Here is a 15,417-nt window from a genome sequence, read left to right on the forward strand (position 1 = left end):
ACTTGAAAAAGTTTGGAAGCTTTTTTATCTGCTTCCAAGGTGTGGGGGCAGCTTCTTACTGGTAACGGTATAGATGAAGATTATGTACAGCCGACTGTTGATTATGTAGCTAAGAAGCAGGATGAGGAGCTGCTTATTGAGATTCACAGCCTTAAAAAGGAGCAGATCAAGAGGTTGAGGGCTTATTTGAAGGCATTGAGGCAACTTGAGGAGTTGGAGGCTATCTAAAAAAGTGTAACTTGAAATGCCAATTTGGAATTTCAAGTCATGAATAGTAAGAAAGGATTTTTGGTAAGTGGAGAGTAATAGAAATGTAACTATTGTGAAGGATTCTGGGGGGAAGGATATTGTTTTAATTAACGATATTAAATTCAAGGGAAAACGTTCTATAAATTGGGATGATGTGAAAAAGTACTTGAAGAGTTATATTGATGATTCTTTTCAAATTCAAAGTACAGGCGATTGGATTTACATTGGTAATGACCTACCTAATGAATACAATGGTTCTGAGTATACTTTGGGATTGAAAGGAACTAATGCAAAAGCAAAAGCTAATGCTACACAGGGAATTCCAGAGCTAATAACAACTGCACAAGGAAAACATTTTAGAGAAAATAAAGAGGATAAAAAGTTGTATCTATACGATATTTTGGACATAAAAAAGAAACGAGCAACCCGCTTGAGCACTTGGCTGTACACGACAAAAAACCCATTTCTTAGCCATTATATTAAAGCCAGAATCGGGATGTGTCAATAGGTTAAGCAGAGATATTTTGAAAAGGGGATATTATGACAAAGGAGAAGACAAAAGTTTATATTTACACTTGTGTTTCCACCACAATGCAGGTTGATGGTTATTCATTATAGGCACAGAAGACTAGAATGAGAGGCTACTGTGCGTTTAATGAATATGAGATTGCTGGTGAATATGAGGATGCAGGAAAGTCAGGCAAGTCCAGCGGAGGTTGATACTACTGAATTAGATAAAGAAAAACGATAATACAAACTAATCGTTTTTGGTCAGCTTATGGTAATAACTAAGCAAGCGTTGTAAAGTTGTGTAATCTGCGCTTTGAGTGTTCTTTATCAGTTCAAATAAGATAGGATCACTATTTTTATGAATGTTTATTACATCAGGGGAAATATCATCTGTTTCTCCTGATAAATAGGCAACTGATGTATTCATTTTCTCCGCTATCGATATTATGACCTGTGGAGAAGGCCTGCGGTCACCTGCTTCATATCTAACGTAGGATGCAGCCGTTAATCCAATCCGCCGTGCAGCTTCAGCTTTGGAAAGGTTAAGCCTTTCTCTTGCAGATTTGAGGCGTTCAGGAATAAGAGTATTATTCGTATGGTTCATAATAACCTCCTTGACAATTACCAATGGTAACATTATAATATTACCATTGGTAATATTATATTAACCCCGACTTTGAATGTCAAGGAAGGTGACGGATTATGAAGTTGGAAGTAGCAGGAGGGGAAAGACTTGGAGAAAAAAATAATAATACAATATAAGAAAAGATTTGATGATATCAGGCATGAAGAGAATGGCATTGAATTTTGGTATGCTCGAGAGTTGATGGAACTGCTTGAGTATGCTCAATGGAGAAATTTTGAGAAGACCATAGAAAAGGCAAAGACTTCTTGTAAAAACAATGGGATAACTGTAACGGATCATTTTGCTGATGTCAGCAAAATGATAAAAATCGGTAAAGGAGGTAATCGAGAAGTTGATGATTATATGCTCACTCGTTATGCCTGCTATCTCATTGCTGAGAATGGAGATTCACGAAAGGAACAGATCGCATTCGCGCAGAGTTATTTTGCGGTACAAACAAGAAAGCAGGAGCTTATTGAAGAACGAATTGCATATATAGAAAGAACAGAAGCACGTGGTAGGCTTAGGGAGTCGGAAAAGCGATTATCTCAGAATATCTATGAGCGTGGCGTTGACGATGCCGGGTTCGCAAGAATACGCTCAAAAGGTGATCAGGCTTTATTTGGAGGATATACCACCAAAGAAATGAAAGAACGTCTTGGTGTCAAGGACTCAAGGCCGTTGGCGGATTTTTTGCCTACACTTACAATAGCAGCCAAGAATCTTGCAACAGAGATGACAAATTACAATGTTGAAGAAAAGGATTTACAAGGGGAGTCTTCTATAACGGTTGAACATGTTGACAACAACAGTTCAGTAAGAGAGATGCTGGGGCAAAGGGGAATCAAACCGGAGAATCTTCCTCCTTCTGAGGATATTAGAAAGCTGGAAAGAAGAGTACAAAAGGAAGATAAGCAACTTGCTAAGAAATCGGGGAAACTTCATGAATAGAATCAGTCTGTTTAGAACCAGAATAGTGATTGAAGACAAGGTATACTTATTAGCAAAGGATGTCAGGAAAGCACTTGGATACAAAAGCATAGAACAGTTACAAGGTGAATATCCTGAAATAGTTAAACATATTAAAGATTTACCAGCCTTGGTTTTGGAAAGCGATTTTAATACTATCTTAACGTCTGACATAGACGCTATGAAAAAAACTTAAGCATATAGAGATAACTCGCGTTGAGACTTTGCGAAATAACACAGAAGCGATAAAGAGTATCTATTCGCTCAAGTTTATGGTAGCCGGAAAAATGTTTGAGAATGATGCAAGGAAGGCAGGCTATCAGAGCGTTAATGAATATATTGAAGATGTTGACTATGTTAAGGAAATCAAGAACGAAAAAGAAAAATTGATTTCAAAGAGAGATTTGATAGATAGTATAAGTCGAAGCAGAGTCAAGCTTTTCAAATTAATAGACGCTGATGTCCTTGACAAGAATAATCTTCAAATTCAACAGTATATCCACATCAATAATGGAACTCCTTATAGTGAGAGTTTTATTGTTGGGCAGGGCATATTTTTTTCTGTATATGATGACGGCTATGCATTTGATGAACTGAGAATTGAGAACAAAGACCTTATTATACCAACATATGATTATGAGGCGGATGATCCAAATAAGAATTATGGTCATGATCCGGGTTTGAGAGACTACAGAGAGCATAGCTGTCTGGAGAATATTTTGTATTTAATTAAACATAAAGATGTTGAAGACGTGGGTGTAAATCTTATGAGTTGCAATGCGCCTGGGATTAGTTTTTATATCTCACAGGCTGAAGTGATAAAACTCCTTAACCCTAATATGTACAGAGATATAGTACTTATAGATGGTGACATGGATTTTGCTTATTCAAAAACAGTTACTAAAGATGCTCTAATGGAATAATAGAGCGCGAATGTTATAATGAACCAAAATCTGAAGACAGTAGACAGCCTGGCAGCCCAGAAGAGAAATGGAAAGCTATTGAAGAGTCGTTGAAATTCTATAAGTGGAAAGATATAACGTCTTTAATGTAAATTTGATAATTAGACATGATTTAGATGGCAGGAAGTATTTATACGACATAATAAACATAAAAAAAGAAACGAGCAACCCGCTTGGCTGTTAGTTCCTAACACGTACGGTAAAAAACCCATTTCTTGATTCTTATAATAAAGACGAAAATGGTTTGTGTCAATAGTTTTTAGTATTATTATAGGAAGGGGATATTTATGACTAAGGAGAAGACAAAGGTTTATATTTACACTCGTGTCTCAACAGCAATGCAGATAGATGGCTATTCATTAGAGGCACAGAAGACCAGAATGAAAGGCTTCTGTGCCTACAATGAATATTTGTAAGCTTTCAATCGCTTACAACTGCAGAAAATTGCAGGGACTTCAAAAAGTGTTCAAAAGTGAACACTTTAACTATAAAATTTAAACCGGTCGAATTCGACGGGGTTAAAAAGAAAAAAGGTTAAAACGTAGAATCTTGAGGTCAAAATTTTTCACCTCAAGATTGGAGAAGGAAATGGCAAAGTTTAGTAGAAGAGGTGGAGGAACAGATGAAGATAGAACATGTTGCAATGTATGTGAATGATTTGGAAGGAGCCCGGGATTTCTTCGTAAAGTATTTCGGAGGGGTGCCAAATGATGGATATCATAATGATTTAACAGGATTCAGATCATACTTTATCACTTTTGATGATGGGGCAAGACTTGAAATCATGAATAAGCCTTCCATGGAAGATTCGGCAAAGACAGTCAATCGTACAGGGTATATTCATATAGCATTTTCAGTTGGAAGTGCTGAAGAGGTTGACCGTATGACAAGAGTATTTCGAGAAGATGGATATGAAGTGATTAGTGGCCCTCGAACAACAGGTGACGGATATTATGAAAGCTGTATTATTGGCGTAGAGGAAAATCAGATAGAGATTACAGTTTGAATCAGCTGAAATCTTCCAAAAGTCCCTTACGCCAGCTCACATCCCATCTTAAACGCTTCTTGCATATCCATAGGAAACTGGGGATCGTGATGACTTTTCTTTGATTCCTCATTAAATATGCTCATACGATACTTGCTGTAATCATCTACCTGAAGAGTATTGCAGGCGCCATAAGTAACGACATTTCCTTTTAGGAGCATTTTAATTATATTTTCGGTGAACGCAAGGGAATGTCGCATAGTTTTGTCATAGTATGATTTTGGCGCATTCATAGTGTAGATGATGCCAACGTTAAGTTGTTTGTTGTAGTATGAACCATCTCCATCGATTTCGTATGAAAGCACACAAAATAGAAGTCTTTCGAGCAGCGCATGAAACTGTGCAGTAGGAGTACCAAAATAAATAGGAGTGCCAATGATTACAGATTCAGATTTGAGAATTCTATCGATTAATGGGGATAGGTCATCCTGCCAAAAACATTTATTTTTAGCAGCACCCTTTCTTTTGCAAGCAAGGCAGCTATGACATCCTGTAAATGAAAGGTCATAAAGATTTACATACTCAACTGTAGCGCCCTTTGATTCAGCGCCTTTCATTGCTTCTTTCAATAATATTCCAGTATTACAATCTTTACGTGGACTAGCATTGATAATAATCATAATAGCCTCCTATGAATCAATAAATCACATTTACCTTCTTCGGTCTATGCCATTTTCTCTGTAGTATTTATTTTTGTCTTCGTACATTTTTGAGTCAGCGATATGTTCCAGGTCATCTATTGAAGCACCTTCATTATCGCTATAGGCAGCATATCCAATAGACATTGAAAGATGATCTACATATATGCCATGCCATTCACTTGCTTTATTTCTTATGTTGGTGAGAATCTCTTCTGGTGTATCAGTATGGACGATAGCTAAGAACTCATCACCGCCAGTTCTGTAGGCTTTGCCTTTGCTACCTACAGATGCTGCTAAGCAGTCTGCGGCACCTTTAATAAGTTCATCTCCTGCGGCGTGACCTTTTGTATCGTTAGCATTTTTTAAACCGTTTACATCAATTGAAAATAGAACAAAGCTATTTGTAAGACCATGTTCTCTATAAATAGAGATATCTTCATCATAGCATCGACGGTTAAATAGTCTGGTTAATTCGTCTGTCATAGAAATACGAATTAGATGTTCTTCACGCTGCTTTTCCTCATCTATATTTCTTGTGGTGAATATTACTATATTTGGAATGCCATCTGCTGTTGCATCGACAGCTATGTATTGAGCTCTAAACCAGCCTTTCTCAATATCGATAAATTCATCGGTGATAATCTTTTTATGTGTGAGTCGTGCTCTGACCGTCGTGATAGTAGTGAATTTCCAAAAGTTATCAATCTGGTCAGGCATAATGGATTTTTTAATATTCTGAGTCATTCTGGTATGATCTTGAATAGTCATATCTATAGGGCGCTCTACTAGAGTGTCATCTCTGAGAGACATTTCAGTACTATTTATAAAGTTAATCAGGTTGACGTTATCGTAGATTTCAGCCATGGAATCGAGGATTTCCATTTTTTCTTGCATATCTGTTTCGTGATTTTTGATATTGTTAAACTGCTCATGAAGCTCTTGCAAATGACTAGATGATAGCGTAGACATTAAAATACCAACAAAAAACAGAATCAGACTTTCAATTGTGTAAGTTACTGCTACACCTAAAAATCTGCCTCCAGCGGTCAATCCGTCTGAACGAAGTGAGGCGTAATATGGTGATGAAATCCATACTGAAATCATCATGATTATATAGTTGAAAGCTGAGGCAAAAATAAAAGTTTTTTTATTTACATATAGCAGGCTCAGCAAAGGAACCAAAAACCATGAAAGATAAATGCCAAAATGGGCCATGCTCAAAAGTAATAAAAACAAATCCAAACCGACGATGGAAACGATAGTAGCTGCAGGAGAATTTGGATACTTGCGCATTAAAATATAATGAGTTATACACAGAATCAGCATTGTAGCAGTTACTTGTGCACAGTGAAAATAAGTAATATATCTGAATATTCCAAGCCAAAGGCCAAGAGCACTAAATGGGCCTACAGCCAAACAAATGCAAAGCACTATATTAAAATACTCGTTGATTTTATTGCGGTTATATATTAAGAAATCATCAAAGTTGAGGGCCAGTTTATTTTTCATTTCGAACTCCTTTATTTCTGATAATAGCTTTAGTTTAAGCCAATAAATTGAATAAAATGTGAAAAAAATATAGTAAAGTTCTTATTATGGGAAGTATAATGGGAAAGTAAAAGGAGATAATAACGGGAGGTTTACACAATGATAGAAAACAAGTTTTTTCCAGAGATTCACGGTAACTTTGGCTTTGGATGTATGAGATTGCCAATGAAGGGCACAGAAGTTGATCATGAGCAGTTCTGCAAGATGATAGATGCGTTTATAGATGCGGGGCTTAATTATTTTGATACGGCTCATGGATATATTAATGGAAAGTCTGAGACAGCTATTGCAAAATGCTTATCAGAAAGATATGACAGAAGCAAGTTTTTACTTGTAGATAAGCTGACTGAGCCATATTTCAATTCCCAGGAGGATATACGTCCTTTCTTTGAAAATCAGTTAAAGTGGTGTGGCGTTGATTATTTTGATTTCTACCTCATGCACGCCCAAAATAAGGATAACTATAAAAAGTTTAAAAAGTGCAATGCTTATGAGACAGCATTTGAACTTAAAAAAGAAGGTAAGATTAAACATGTAGGTCTTTCATTCCATGATAAGGCGGAAGTGCTGGATATGATTTTAACTGAAAATCCAGAAATAGAAATCGTTCAGATTCAGTTCAACTATGTTGATTATGAGGATGCATCGGTAGAGAGCCGTAAGGTTTATGAAGTATGTGAAAAGCATAATAAGCCTGTAATTGTAATGGAGCCAGTAAAGGGTGGAAGTCTTGTAAATCTTCCAGAGGAAGCAGATAAGGTTTTCAGAGATTTGGGTGATAAGAGTAACGCAAGCTACGCTATCAGATTTGCAGCAAGCTTCCCTAACATGGCGATGGTCCTTTCTGGTATGAGTAATATGGAGCAGATGGAAGATAACCTTAGCTTCATGACAGATTTTGAGCCTTTATCAGAAAAGGAAATGGGAGCTGTAGCGCAGGTTACCGGAATCTTCAAGAACCTAAATCTTATTCCATGTACCAGCTGTAGATACTGTATCGAGGAAAATCACTGTCCAAAGAATATTCGAATTCCAGATATGTTCTCAGCGATGAATGCTCACGAGGCATTCCATGACTGGAATTCCGGTATGTACTACGATTTGGTTAGCGCCGGTGATAATGGCAAAGCTTCTGAATGTATAAAATGTGGTAAGTGCGAAAAGGTTTGTCCACAGCATTTGCAGATTCGAGAGCTTCTTGCGAATGTGGCAGCTACATTTGAAAAATAGTATTCAAATTATTAAAAAATAGCCAGTCTATTTGGTAAATAATCCAAATAGGCTGGCTATTTTTTGTGACACTCTGTTCAACATTGCTTCATAGATTAATCACAGGATTAAGATAGACTTTAATAGAGTTAATGTGTATTAACTCAAAATTTAGGGGATATTTGATATAAGTGGGGGATAAAAACATTGTTCTACACAGTAAGGGGATTATTAAAGGACAGGGGCGTAAAGCTTGAGGAAACAGTTTATCGAAATTGCAATGAGCAGATGCTGGATTTTAAGATTGCTACTGGTGATTTCTACGAGATTCCTGATGTAAGTAACGGTATTTTACGTTTTAAGAATGCAGCTAATTTGCTCTGTTACGATATGCTTTGCGAACAACTTCCGTATTTGAAATATATTGTTTTCCGCCATAAGAACATGTTTCCATATTATGGGGAAGATATTGATAAGGTCTATGAAGGATTAAGAAACGAACCTGAATCAGTATGTGTTGAAGGAGGTCCGTGCCTTTTTGGAGAACATGAAGTTACAGCTGTTGTTGAGATGAAGAATGGCGAATCATATCTCTTCGATTATTCTACGGGCAAGAAATATAACAATCAGGAGAACGGTGAGTATGCGCAAACTGATTTGGATTTGGCTGGTTTTCTCGAACAGAACGGGGAAAATGTCAAAGATATCGCCTTTCACAATCATAAGAGTGGTCTAACTTATCAGGAATATCTTCATGTGTTTTTCCCTTTTGCGACTGCTAATGCCTTACACGTATCATTGGTTATGTCATTACCGGATATGTCTTATCGCAAATATCTTGAATATTGTGTGCGTTATCTAAATGATGAGCTCAGGGAAAAGACCTTAAAAGAATTTGAAGAGATTCTCTATAACATAACTGATATGTATATCGAACTGATTGAGCAGCTTAAAGGGATTCTTCCGGTAACAAGATTTGCTCTGGTTCATGGACGTGATCAGAAAATGATAGATCTTTACTATGAAAAAAGAGCACCTTTTATTGAAAGAAACAAGGTGTTAAAGTCCTTAACTTCAAATACAGCAAAACTAGAATCAATCAAGGACTATATTTCTATGCCGGCACTTCCATACTATGTCTTTGGCTCAAAATACATTATAGAAGTAAACAGCATGGATGAGACGGATTCATATCGTAAATGTCGTAAATACCACAAGAATGATGTGGTGATGGGTTGTATACTCTTCCCAGAACTTTTAAGCAAAGACGGGATTAATACACTTTATTGTACGACTTTGGAATACAAGGATTACGGTAAATATAAATCTGAATTGGAGTAGGATTGTATGAAGAATTATTTTTTTTCACATAAAATCAAAACGGCTGATGTCATTCTTTTGGTTGTAATAGGTCTTCTATTGACGAGCTGTCTGTACATCAGGCTTCCGATAAGTGAAGCTCTTTCAAAAACCAGAGAGATATCACTGGGATATATTACGAGAGAATACAATGGCCTTTATTATGTCATTGATAATGGTCATGCAAGAATAATGTGCTTTGATTCAGATGGTAAAGAACGTTTCTCAATCACTGATCCAAGTGATGATGGAAACAGTATTCTATACATCGATGACTGCTTAATAACGGATGAGAATTTATATCTTTCTGTTTCTGAGTGGGATGGTATGTTGCTAGCCAGAGAACTGATCATGAAATATGATCTGGATGGCAACTATATTGAAAATGTCACTGAGAATATCTATGGAGGCTATGACAAAAATAAACACTCGTTTTACGGCTTGGCGGAAAAACAAGGAGAATTGATGTATGGTGAATGTAAGACCGGTTCGGTCGTTATTCATCATATCAAGGATGGAAACGATGAGGAATATATAATACCTTACACTGATGCTTATGATGCTGTAAGTGATCTTGTCATTGATGGTGATACGGTTATCATCATGGATAAGAACGGTCAGATTAATCGATATGATAACACAATCCATACTTTGCTCTATACAACGGAATGGGAAAACGAAGACTATCGTATTCCTTACTGTATGGATGTCAAAAATGGCAATGTTTATTTTACAGATATTAGAAGTTGTGAGGCAGTCAAGGTTGATAGCGAAAATAAAAAGACTGATGTAATGATTGAAGGGATTGACTCGCAAACAGTTACGGTATGTTCGGATAATGATGATCTTTTGGTGACCAATTCCGATGGTGTCAAACGTTTCGGTGAAAACGAAGCATATTTTACAGAAATCGAAAAATCCGACTCAGACCTGACAAAACAGTACATCTTCTTAGGATGTGCAGCTTTGCTGCTACTTATTGGAATCCTGTTTTTATTCAGACTTTTTATAGTCATTACACACTTTAAGTTTGATTCTACTAAGAGCGCTTCATTTACGATTGTTATTGTGGGAGCAGTGGTTTTAATCATAATTAGTACCACTTTGCTCAATGCTTTCCGTGATACCTATATGGAAAAGATTAGGGAGCAGTTGAAAGCAACAGCCCTTATTGTTTCGGAAAGCATTGATGAAACAGATATGAGCAATATTGAAAAAGCATCTGATTTTAATTCCGAATCTTACCATACTCTTATCAACAAGATGGAGAGAGCTTTTCCACTGAATCTTGATTTCTACAAGACGGCATATTGTAATATTCTGAAACTGTCAGATGATGAACAAAGCGGCTATGGTATTGCATATCTTGATCAATCCATAGGTGTTTATTTTCCGCTTGATGAGGTGGAATATAGCGAAGTAAAGGAAGTCTATGACACCGGTAATGAAGTTTGGAATGATGCTGTAGCCGATGTTACAGGTACTTACTTGTCTGTAAAGATACCGATTTATTCATCAGATTCGAAAGTCATCGGTGCGGTGGCTGTCGGTGCCGATACTTATGTAGTATCGGATATGATTCAGCAGATGCAGAGGGATGTACTGTTTTCAATCGTTATCATCATGCTGTTGCTGTGGGTAATGACCAGTGAAGGCATTTCATTCTTTGTACTGTTAAATCGATTTAATGAAAAGAAGACGGCAGGTGTTGTGGCTACTGCGGTTCCAATTCACCTTATCAGGCTGTTGATATTCTTGGTATTTACAGCTTTTAATATGGTATCTTCCTTCCTGCCTGTATATATTCTGAAAAGATGTGAATTGTTTGCGGGAAGCAATGCCGGACTGATCGCGTCATTACCTTTGACTATTAATATCTTTATTATGGGTATCATGTCACTGGTGTCTGCAAATCTTGTGAGACGTTTTGGTATAAAGAAAATCTTCATGTTTGCATGCCTGTTCTCAATGATTGGTAACTTGGCAATGCTTATACCTAACTACTTCACAATGATTTTAGGCTTGTTATTTGATGGTATTGGCGTTGGTCTGATTTCCAACTCGATTTACATCATGCTGACTTACCTGGATGATAAACAGGTTCGTGATGACTGCTTGAATAATTATAATTCCGCAAGCCTTTCAGGTATAAACATGGGTATGATCATCGGTGGTCTTTTGGCTACCACACTTACACAGAGATATGTATTCATTTTTGTTGCAGTGACTTGGCTGTCGCTATTCTTCTTTGCTGGATTCCTAGCTGGCAAACTGGAGGATGTAATAACTACTGATGGAGAAGAAGAGCTTATCGAAGATTCTAGGCAGAATGCGCGAGGATTTATCTTAAATAAGACTATCCTGTCATTTTTTGCACTGATTCAGAATCCGTATATAATCTTCAACAGCTTTGTTTTTTACCTTGTTCCGATTTTTGCAGAAAGCATTGGCTATAATGAAACCGTCATCTCCGTATTGCTGGTATTATATTCGGAAGTAGCTGTATTGTTAGGCACAAGCATGATTAGTAAGACAGAAAAAACTTGTGGAGATTATGCAATCTATCTGGCAATTGGATTTAATGTTGTTGCGGTTGCATTATTTGTGACTATGCCTAACCTGACCGGCATTATCATTTCACTGATTATAATGGGCATAAGTGCTTCATTTGGAAAACCGATTCATCAGTCATTTTTCCTCAAGCAGAAACCAACTATGGAGTTTGGTCAGGACAAAGCGATGGGCATCTATAACTTTACTGAGAATATCGGTGAGTCCCTCGGCCCTATCGTTTTTTCAAGACTTTTAGGTGTAGGAGTTGTCACTAATATTGGCTTCCTAGCATGCATAAGCGGCTTGGGATTATTACATTTCATCATGAACGGAAAGGAACTGAACCATGGAAAATAAGAGGAAATCTATAAAAAGAGTATTGTTTACTGGTACGACTGTACTGGTACTGGTAGTAAGCCTTTTAATGGGTGCTTTCGGTTTATTTTCTTATGTAAATACGGTTTTAAACAAAGACAAGGCATATCTGCGTGATATACTGCAGCTTACCATGCAATACATCGACGGGGACGATCTTGAGAATTGTATAGAGACGAAACAGAAGAGTGAAAAATACGAATACGCCCAGAATTTCCTTGATAAGGTAAAGGAGAATTATGATGATATTGAATACATCTATATTATCAAACCGCTGAATGCTAATGATACCAATAACATCATGGATGTCATGGCAGGTATTACCGCTGAAGAAAAGGAAGAAGATTTTGAGTTCTATTCTGTAGAACTTGGAAAATTAAATGAAGATGGTTATTCGGCAGAAGTGGCAGGACAGTATCTTAAGGGCATGGATGCTGATGATATTACTTATTTTTCTAACCACACCGAGTTTGGCTATGACTATACTGGCATGGTACCAATCCGAAATTCAAACGGGGAATCAGTTGCCTTACTTGCAATCGATATATCGATGAACGAAATAGCAAAAGTCTTAATGACTTATGCCATTGGAACACTGGTCCTGATAGTTTTGATTTCTTTGCAGGCAGTTAACATGGTCAATAAATGGCTTAAGAATCGTGTTATTGATCCTGTACTCAGACTTGAAAAAGTATCGGAAGCTTTTGTGGAAAGCAGTCATGTAGCTGAAACTCCAGAAGATTTGGTTATTAACGATCCGGATATTCATACAGGGGATGAGATTGAATCTCTCTCAGCAGCAATGTCTGATATGTTTGTAGGAATGAAGAACTACATGAGTTCGCTGCTGACAGTCACCAAAGATAAGGAGAAGATTAGTGCCGAATTAAATGTAGCCACAGAGATTCAGGCATCAATGCTTCCAAGAATCTTCCCTGCATTTCCAAAGCGTGAAGAATTCGATCTTTTTGCAAGTATGGATCCTGCTCTTGAAGTTGGTGGAGATTTCTACGATTTCTTCCTTATCGACGAGTATCATTTGGCATTAGTAGTCGCAGATGTTTCCGGCAAGGGCGTTCCTGCTGCTTTGTTTATGGCTATATCTAAAACATTGATTAAGGATAGAGCTCAAGGTTGCTTAGATCCTGCTACTATTCTATATAATGTTAACAATCAACTTTCTGAAGGCAATGATGCTGATTTATTTGTTACAGTTTGGCTTGGAATTCTTGACTTGCGTAGCGGTGATATGCACTATACAGATGCTGGCCATGAATATCCATTATTGATTAGAGCTGATGGCAAAATTGATGTAGTGAAACCGGATAAGAAAAAGCCACCTGTAGCCACAATGGAAGGAATATCATATGTGACAAGCGAGCTACATATGGATCCTGGAGATACCATTTTCCTATACACAGATGGCGTACCAGAAGCTACAAATTCTTCAGATACACTATACGGTATGGAGAGATTAGAGCAGTTTATGGAAGCAAACTATTCATTACCGCTTGAAGAGATGCTTCCAGCTGTAAGAAAAGATGTAGATGTATTTGTTGGTGATGCACCTCAATTTGATGATTTGACAATGCTTGCACTTCGTGTGAATAGTTTTGCTAAATAATCTGTAGAACAAAATCAATTAGGCTTCCCAGATGAGGGGAGCCTTCAGACTGTAGACAAAGAGGATGCTGCAAAACTGAGTTTTGCAGCATCCTTTCCTTTTTTCTAAGCTTCTTTTCTGATTTTTGTTAAAAAAGGCCTTTCTTTAGGCCATTTCTAAATCCCATTCTTGCTGTATTTTTGCTAGCTTCTTTAAATTCATACACGCAAAGGTAAGCGCAACCTTCATTACCATGCGCGCCTTACCATACATCTGTGTATATCTAAAACCATGATTCTCTTTAGCTGTTCCAAAGATTCTTTCAATGGTTTCTTTTCTGTGAGAGTATAAATCTTTCATTCCTAAGGTATGTCTTATGTCTTCACATGTTTCCATGTATTCTTCCCAGACATGACGAGTTACAATTTTTACATGATTCTTGCTGGCTGTACATTGTCCTAAGAACTCACACTTCTCACATATGTGACCACAGCTTTTGTATTCCTTATAACCATCTCTGTTTGTAGTGCTGTATTTTAATATCTGGTCATTAGGACAAATATAGCAGTCATTGTATTCATCATAGACATACTCATATTTCTTGAAGAATCCTTCTTTGGTCTGAGGTCTCTTGTATGGAAAAACTGGTTTGACTCCATCATCAAGAAGTAGCTTTGCAATGGCAGGAGTTTTATAACCTGCATCAACAACACATTTTTCCATACCAATGTCCTGAAGTTTATCATACAGACCTTTGAAAGTTCTGCTGTCATGCTCATTGCCAGGATTAACATCGAAGCCTAAAATCCACCCATTCTTATCACAAGCTGTTTCAATTCCATATGCAAAGACATGCTTGTGCTCACCTTTTCTAAACCATCCACTTTCGGGATCGGTAGTGCTACACTTGATTGTTTTACCATCCAAAGGAACATCATCAGTGTAATCCTCAAACTTATCATTACCACCTGACGAACCAGATGAGTGGTCATCATCGTCTTTATCTTTTAATGGCTTTTTACCATGAGCAGCTCTATCTGATAATATTTCTTTTCTCAGCATCTCCTCATAAAACAAAGCTTCCTGCTGCGCAATTCTTCGCTGCATTTTTTTATTGTTAGCCCTTGCTTTTACATGAGTTGCATCCACGAAAATTTCTGTTGGGTCAACAAGTTTAAAGCGATAGCATTCTTCCAAAATGTGCTGAAAGATTTGCTCAAATAAATCAGTACCTTCGAATCTTCTTGAATAGTTCTTTCCAAAGGTCGAAAAATGAGGAACCTTGTCATAGAGTTCTAGACCTAAGAACCATCTAAAAGCAACATTCACCTCAATCTCTTTTATAGTTTGGCGCATGCTTTTTATTCCGTATAAATATTGAATCAATGGGATTTTGATGAGAGTGACAGGGTCAATACTTGGACGGCCCTGATCAGGAGAATATTTATCTCTGACTAAATCATATATAAACGACCAATCAATAGCTTTATCAATGATTCTAAGAAGATGATCTTGAGGAACCAAATCATCTGTACATACAAATGCAATCTGCTTTCTAGCCTTCTCTTTTTGCTCTGTAATCATTATTCTAACCCCTTGTTTTGATAATTCTATTATACCAAAAAAGAGGAGAGAAAGCTTGAAAAATCAAGGCTTTATCATCATTTGGATATCCAAAAAATGAAAGAACTGGAGTCCGCTGACTCCAGTTCCTCCTTATTAAAAAGAAAAGGTCGCGGCGAAACCCGCGACACTTTGTCTACACTCTG

15 protein-coding genes and 1 pseudogene are annotated in these 15,417 nt (G+C 37.2%); 12 read left to right on the forward strand and 4 right to left on the reverse strand.

Features of this window, described 5'->3' with window-relative positions; translation table 11 throughout:
• Positions 1–12 precede the first annotated feature (12 nt).
• The 3 genes and pseudogenes from T498_RS14755 to T498_RS17215 all read left to right on the forward strand — a co-directional run.
• On the forward strand, positions 13–228 hold the full coding sequence (locus tag T498_RS14755) for a hypothetical protein (protein WP_155951009.1): 216 nt from the start codon (positions 13–15) through the stop codon (positions 226–228).
• Between the two features lie 67 nt (positions 229–295).
• Positions 296–757, forward strand: a complete 462-nt coding sequence (locus tag T498_RS14760; protein ID WP_197019908.1) for a hypothetical protein — start codon at positions 296–298, stop codon at positions 755–757.
• Between the two features lie 32 nt (positions 758–789).
• Positions 790–966: pseudogene (locus T498_RS17215) on the forward strand (recombinase family protein); the annotation flags it as partial.
• 40 nt (positions 967–1,006) lie between these two features.
• Here T498_RS17215 and T498_RS0103870 read toward each other — a convergent pair.
• Positions 1,007–1,363, reverse strand: coding sequence for a helix-turn-helix domain-containing protein (locus T498_RS0103870; protein ID WP_036977741.1), 357 nt, complete (start codon positions 1,361–1,363; stop codon positions 1,007–1,009).
• Between the two features lie 129 nt (positions 1,364–1,492).
• Between T498_RS0103870 and dinD the strand changes: the two genes are divergently transcribed.
• The 5 genes from dinD to T498_RS0103895 all read left to right on the forward strand — a co-directional run bounded on the left by dinD (position 1,493) and on the right by T498_RS0103895 (position 4,321).
• Entirely contained in the window at positions 1,493–2,335 is an 843-nt protein-coding gene (gene dinD / locus T498_RS0103875; RefSeq protein WP_028234788.1) for a DNA damage-inducible protein D, read from the forward strand.
• Positions 2,328–2,549 (forward strand): hypothetical protein, encoded by a 222-nt coding sequence (locus tag T498_RS0103880; RefSeq protein WP_028234789.1) that lies wholly within the window; start codon positions 2,328–2,330, stop codon positions 2,547–2,549. The genes dinD and T498_RS0103880 overlap by 8 nt, the downstream gene beginning before the upstream one ends.
• Positions 2,550–2,640: 91 nt before the next feature.
• Positions 2,641–3,276: a hypothetical protein gene (locus T498_RS0103885; RefSeq protein ID WP_155951010.1), complete on the forward strand. Its 636-nt coding sequence runs from the start codon at positions 2,641–2,643 to the stop codon at positions 3,274–3,276.
• Positions 3,277–3,602: 326 nt separating this feature from the next.
• Entirely contained in the window at positions 3,603–3,731 is a 129-nt protein-coding gene (locus T498_RS17105; RefSeq protein ID WP_256380490.1) for a hypothetical protein, read from the forward strand.
• A gap of 206 nt (positions 3,732–3,937) precedes the next feature.
• Positions 3,938–4,321 carry a VOC family protein gene (locus tag T498_RS0103895; protein WP_028234791.1) on the forward strand — a complete coding sequence of 128 codons (384 nt, stop codon included), beginning with the start codon at positions 3,938–3,940 and terminating at the stop codon, positions 4,319–4,321.
• A 26-nt stretch (positions 4,322–4,347) separates the two neighbouring features.
• Here the strand turns inward: T498_RS0103895 and T498_RS0103900 are convergent, their stop codons facing one another.
• Both T498_RS0103900 and T498_RS16100 read right to left on the reverse strand, forming a co-directional pair.
• Positions 4,348–4,980, reverse strand: a complete 633-nt coding sequence (locus T498_RS0103900) for a flavodoxin family protein (RefSeq protein ID WP_028234792.1) — start codon at positions 4,978–4,980, stop codon at positions 4,348–4,350.
• 30 nt (positions 4,981–5,010) lie between these two features.
• Positions 5,011–6,510, reverse strand: a complete 1,500-nt coding sequence (locus T498_RS16100; protein WP_028234793.1) for a GGDEF domain-containing protein — start codon at positions 6,508–6,510, stop codon at positions 5,011–5,013.
• A gap of 138 nt (positions 6,511–6,648) precedes the next feature.
• Here T498_RS16100 and T498_RS0103910 point away from each other — a divergent pair, with 138 nt between their 5' ends.
• The 4 genes from T498_RS0103910 (at position 6,649) to T498_RS14770 (ending at position 13,669) form a co-directional block, all read left to right on the forward strand.
• Complete coding sequence (locus T498_RS0103910) at positions 6,649–7,779, forward strand: aldo/keto reductase (RefSeq protein ID WP_036977742.1); 1,131 nt, start codon at positions 6,649–6,651, stop codon at positions 7,777–7,779.
• A 186-nt stretch (positions 7,780–7,965) separates the two neighbouring features.
• Positions 7,966–9,099, forward strand: coding sequence for a hypothetical protein (locus T498_RS0103915; RefSeq protein WP_028234795.1), 1,134 nt, complete (start codon positions 7,966–7,968; stop codon positions 9,097–9,099).
• Between the two features lie 6 nt (positions 9,100–9,105).
• A complete protein-coding gene (locus tag T498_RS0103920) occupies positions 9,106–12,027 on the forward strand; it encodes an MFS transporter (protein WP_028234796.1) in 2,922 nt (973 codons plus the stop codon).
• A complete protein-coding gene (locus T498_RS14770; RefSeq protein WP_051524575.1) occupies positions 12,017–13,669 on the forward strand; it encodes a PP2C family protein-serine/threonine phosphatase in 1,653 nt (550 codons plus the stop codon). Before T498_RS0103920 ends, T498_RS14770 begins: the two co-directional genes overlap by 11 nt.
• Positions 13,670–13,813: 144 nt before the next feature.
• Here T498_RS14770 and T498_RS14775 read toward each other — a convergent pair whose 3' ends face one another.
• On the reverse strand, positions 13,814–15,232 hold the full coding sequence (locus tag T498_RS14775) for an IS1182 family transposase (RefSeq protein ID WP_155951011.1): 1,419 nt from the start codon (positions 15,230–15,232) through the stop codon (positions 13,814–13,816).
• Positions 15,233–15,417 lie beyond the last annotated feature (185 nt).

Origin of the sequence: Pseudobutyrivibrio sp. MD2005 (genome assembly GCF_000621865.1) — a bacterium.
Classification (GTDB): domain Bacteria; phylum Bacillota; class Clostridia; order Lachnospirales; family Lachnospiraceae; genus Pseudobutyrivibrio.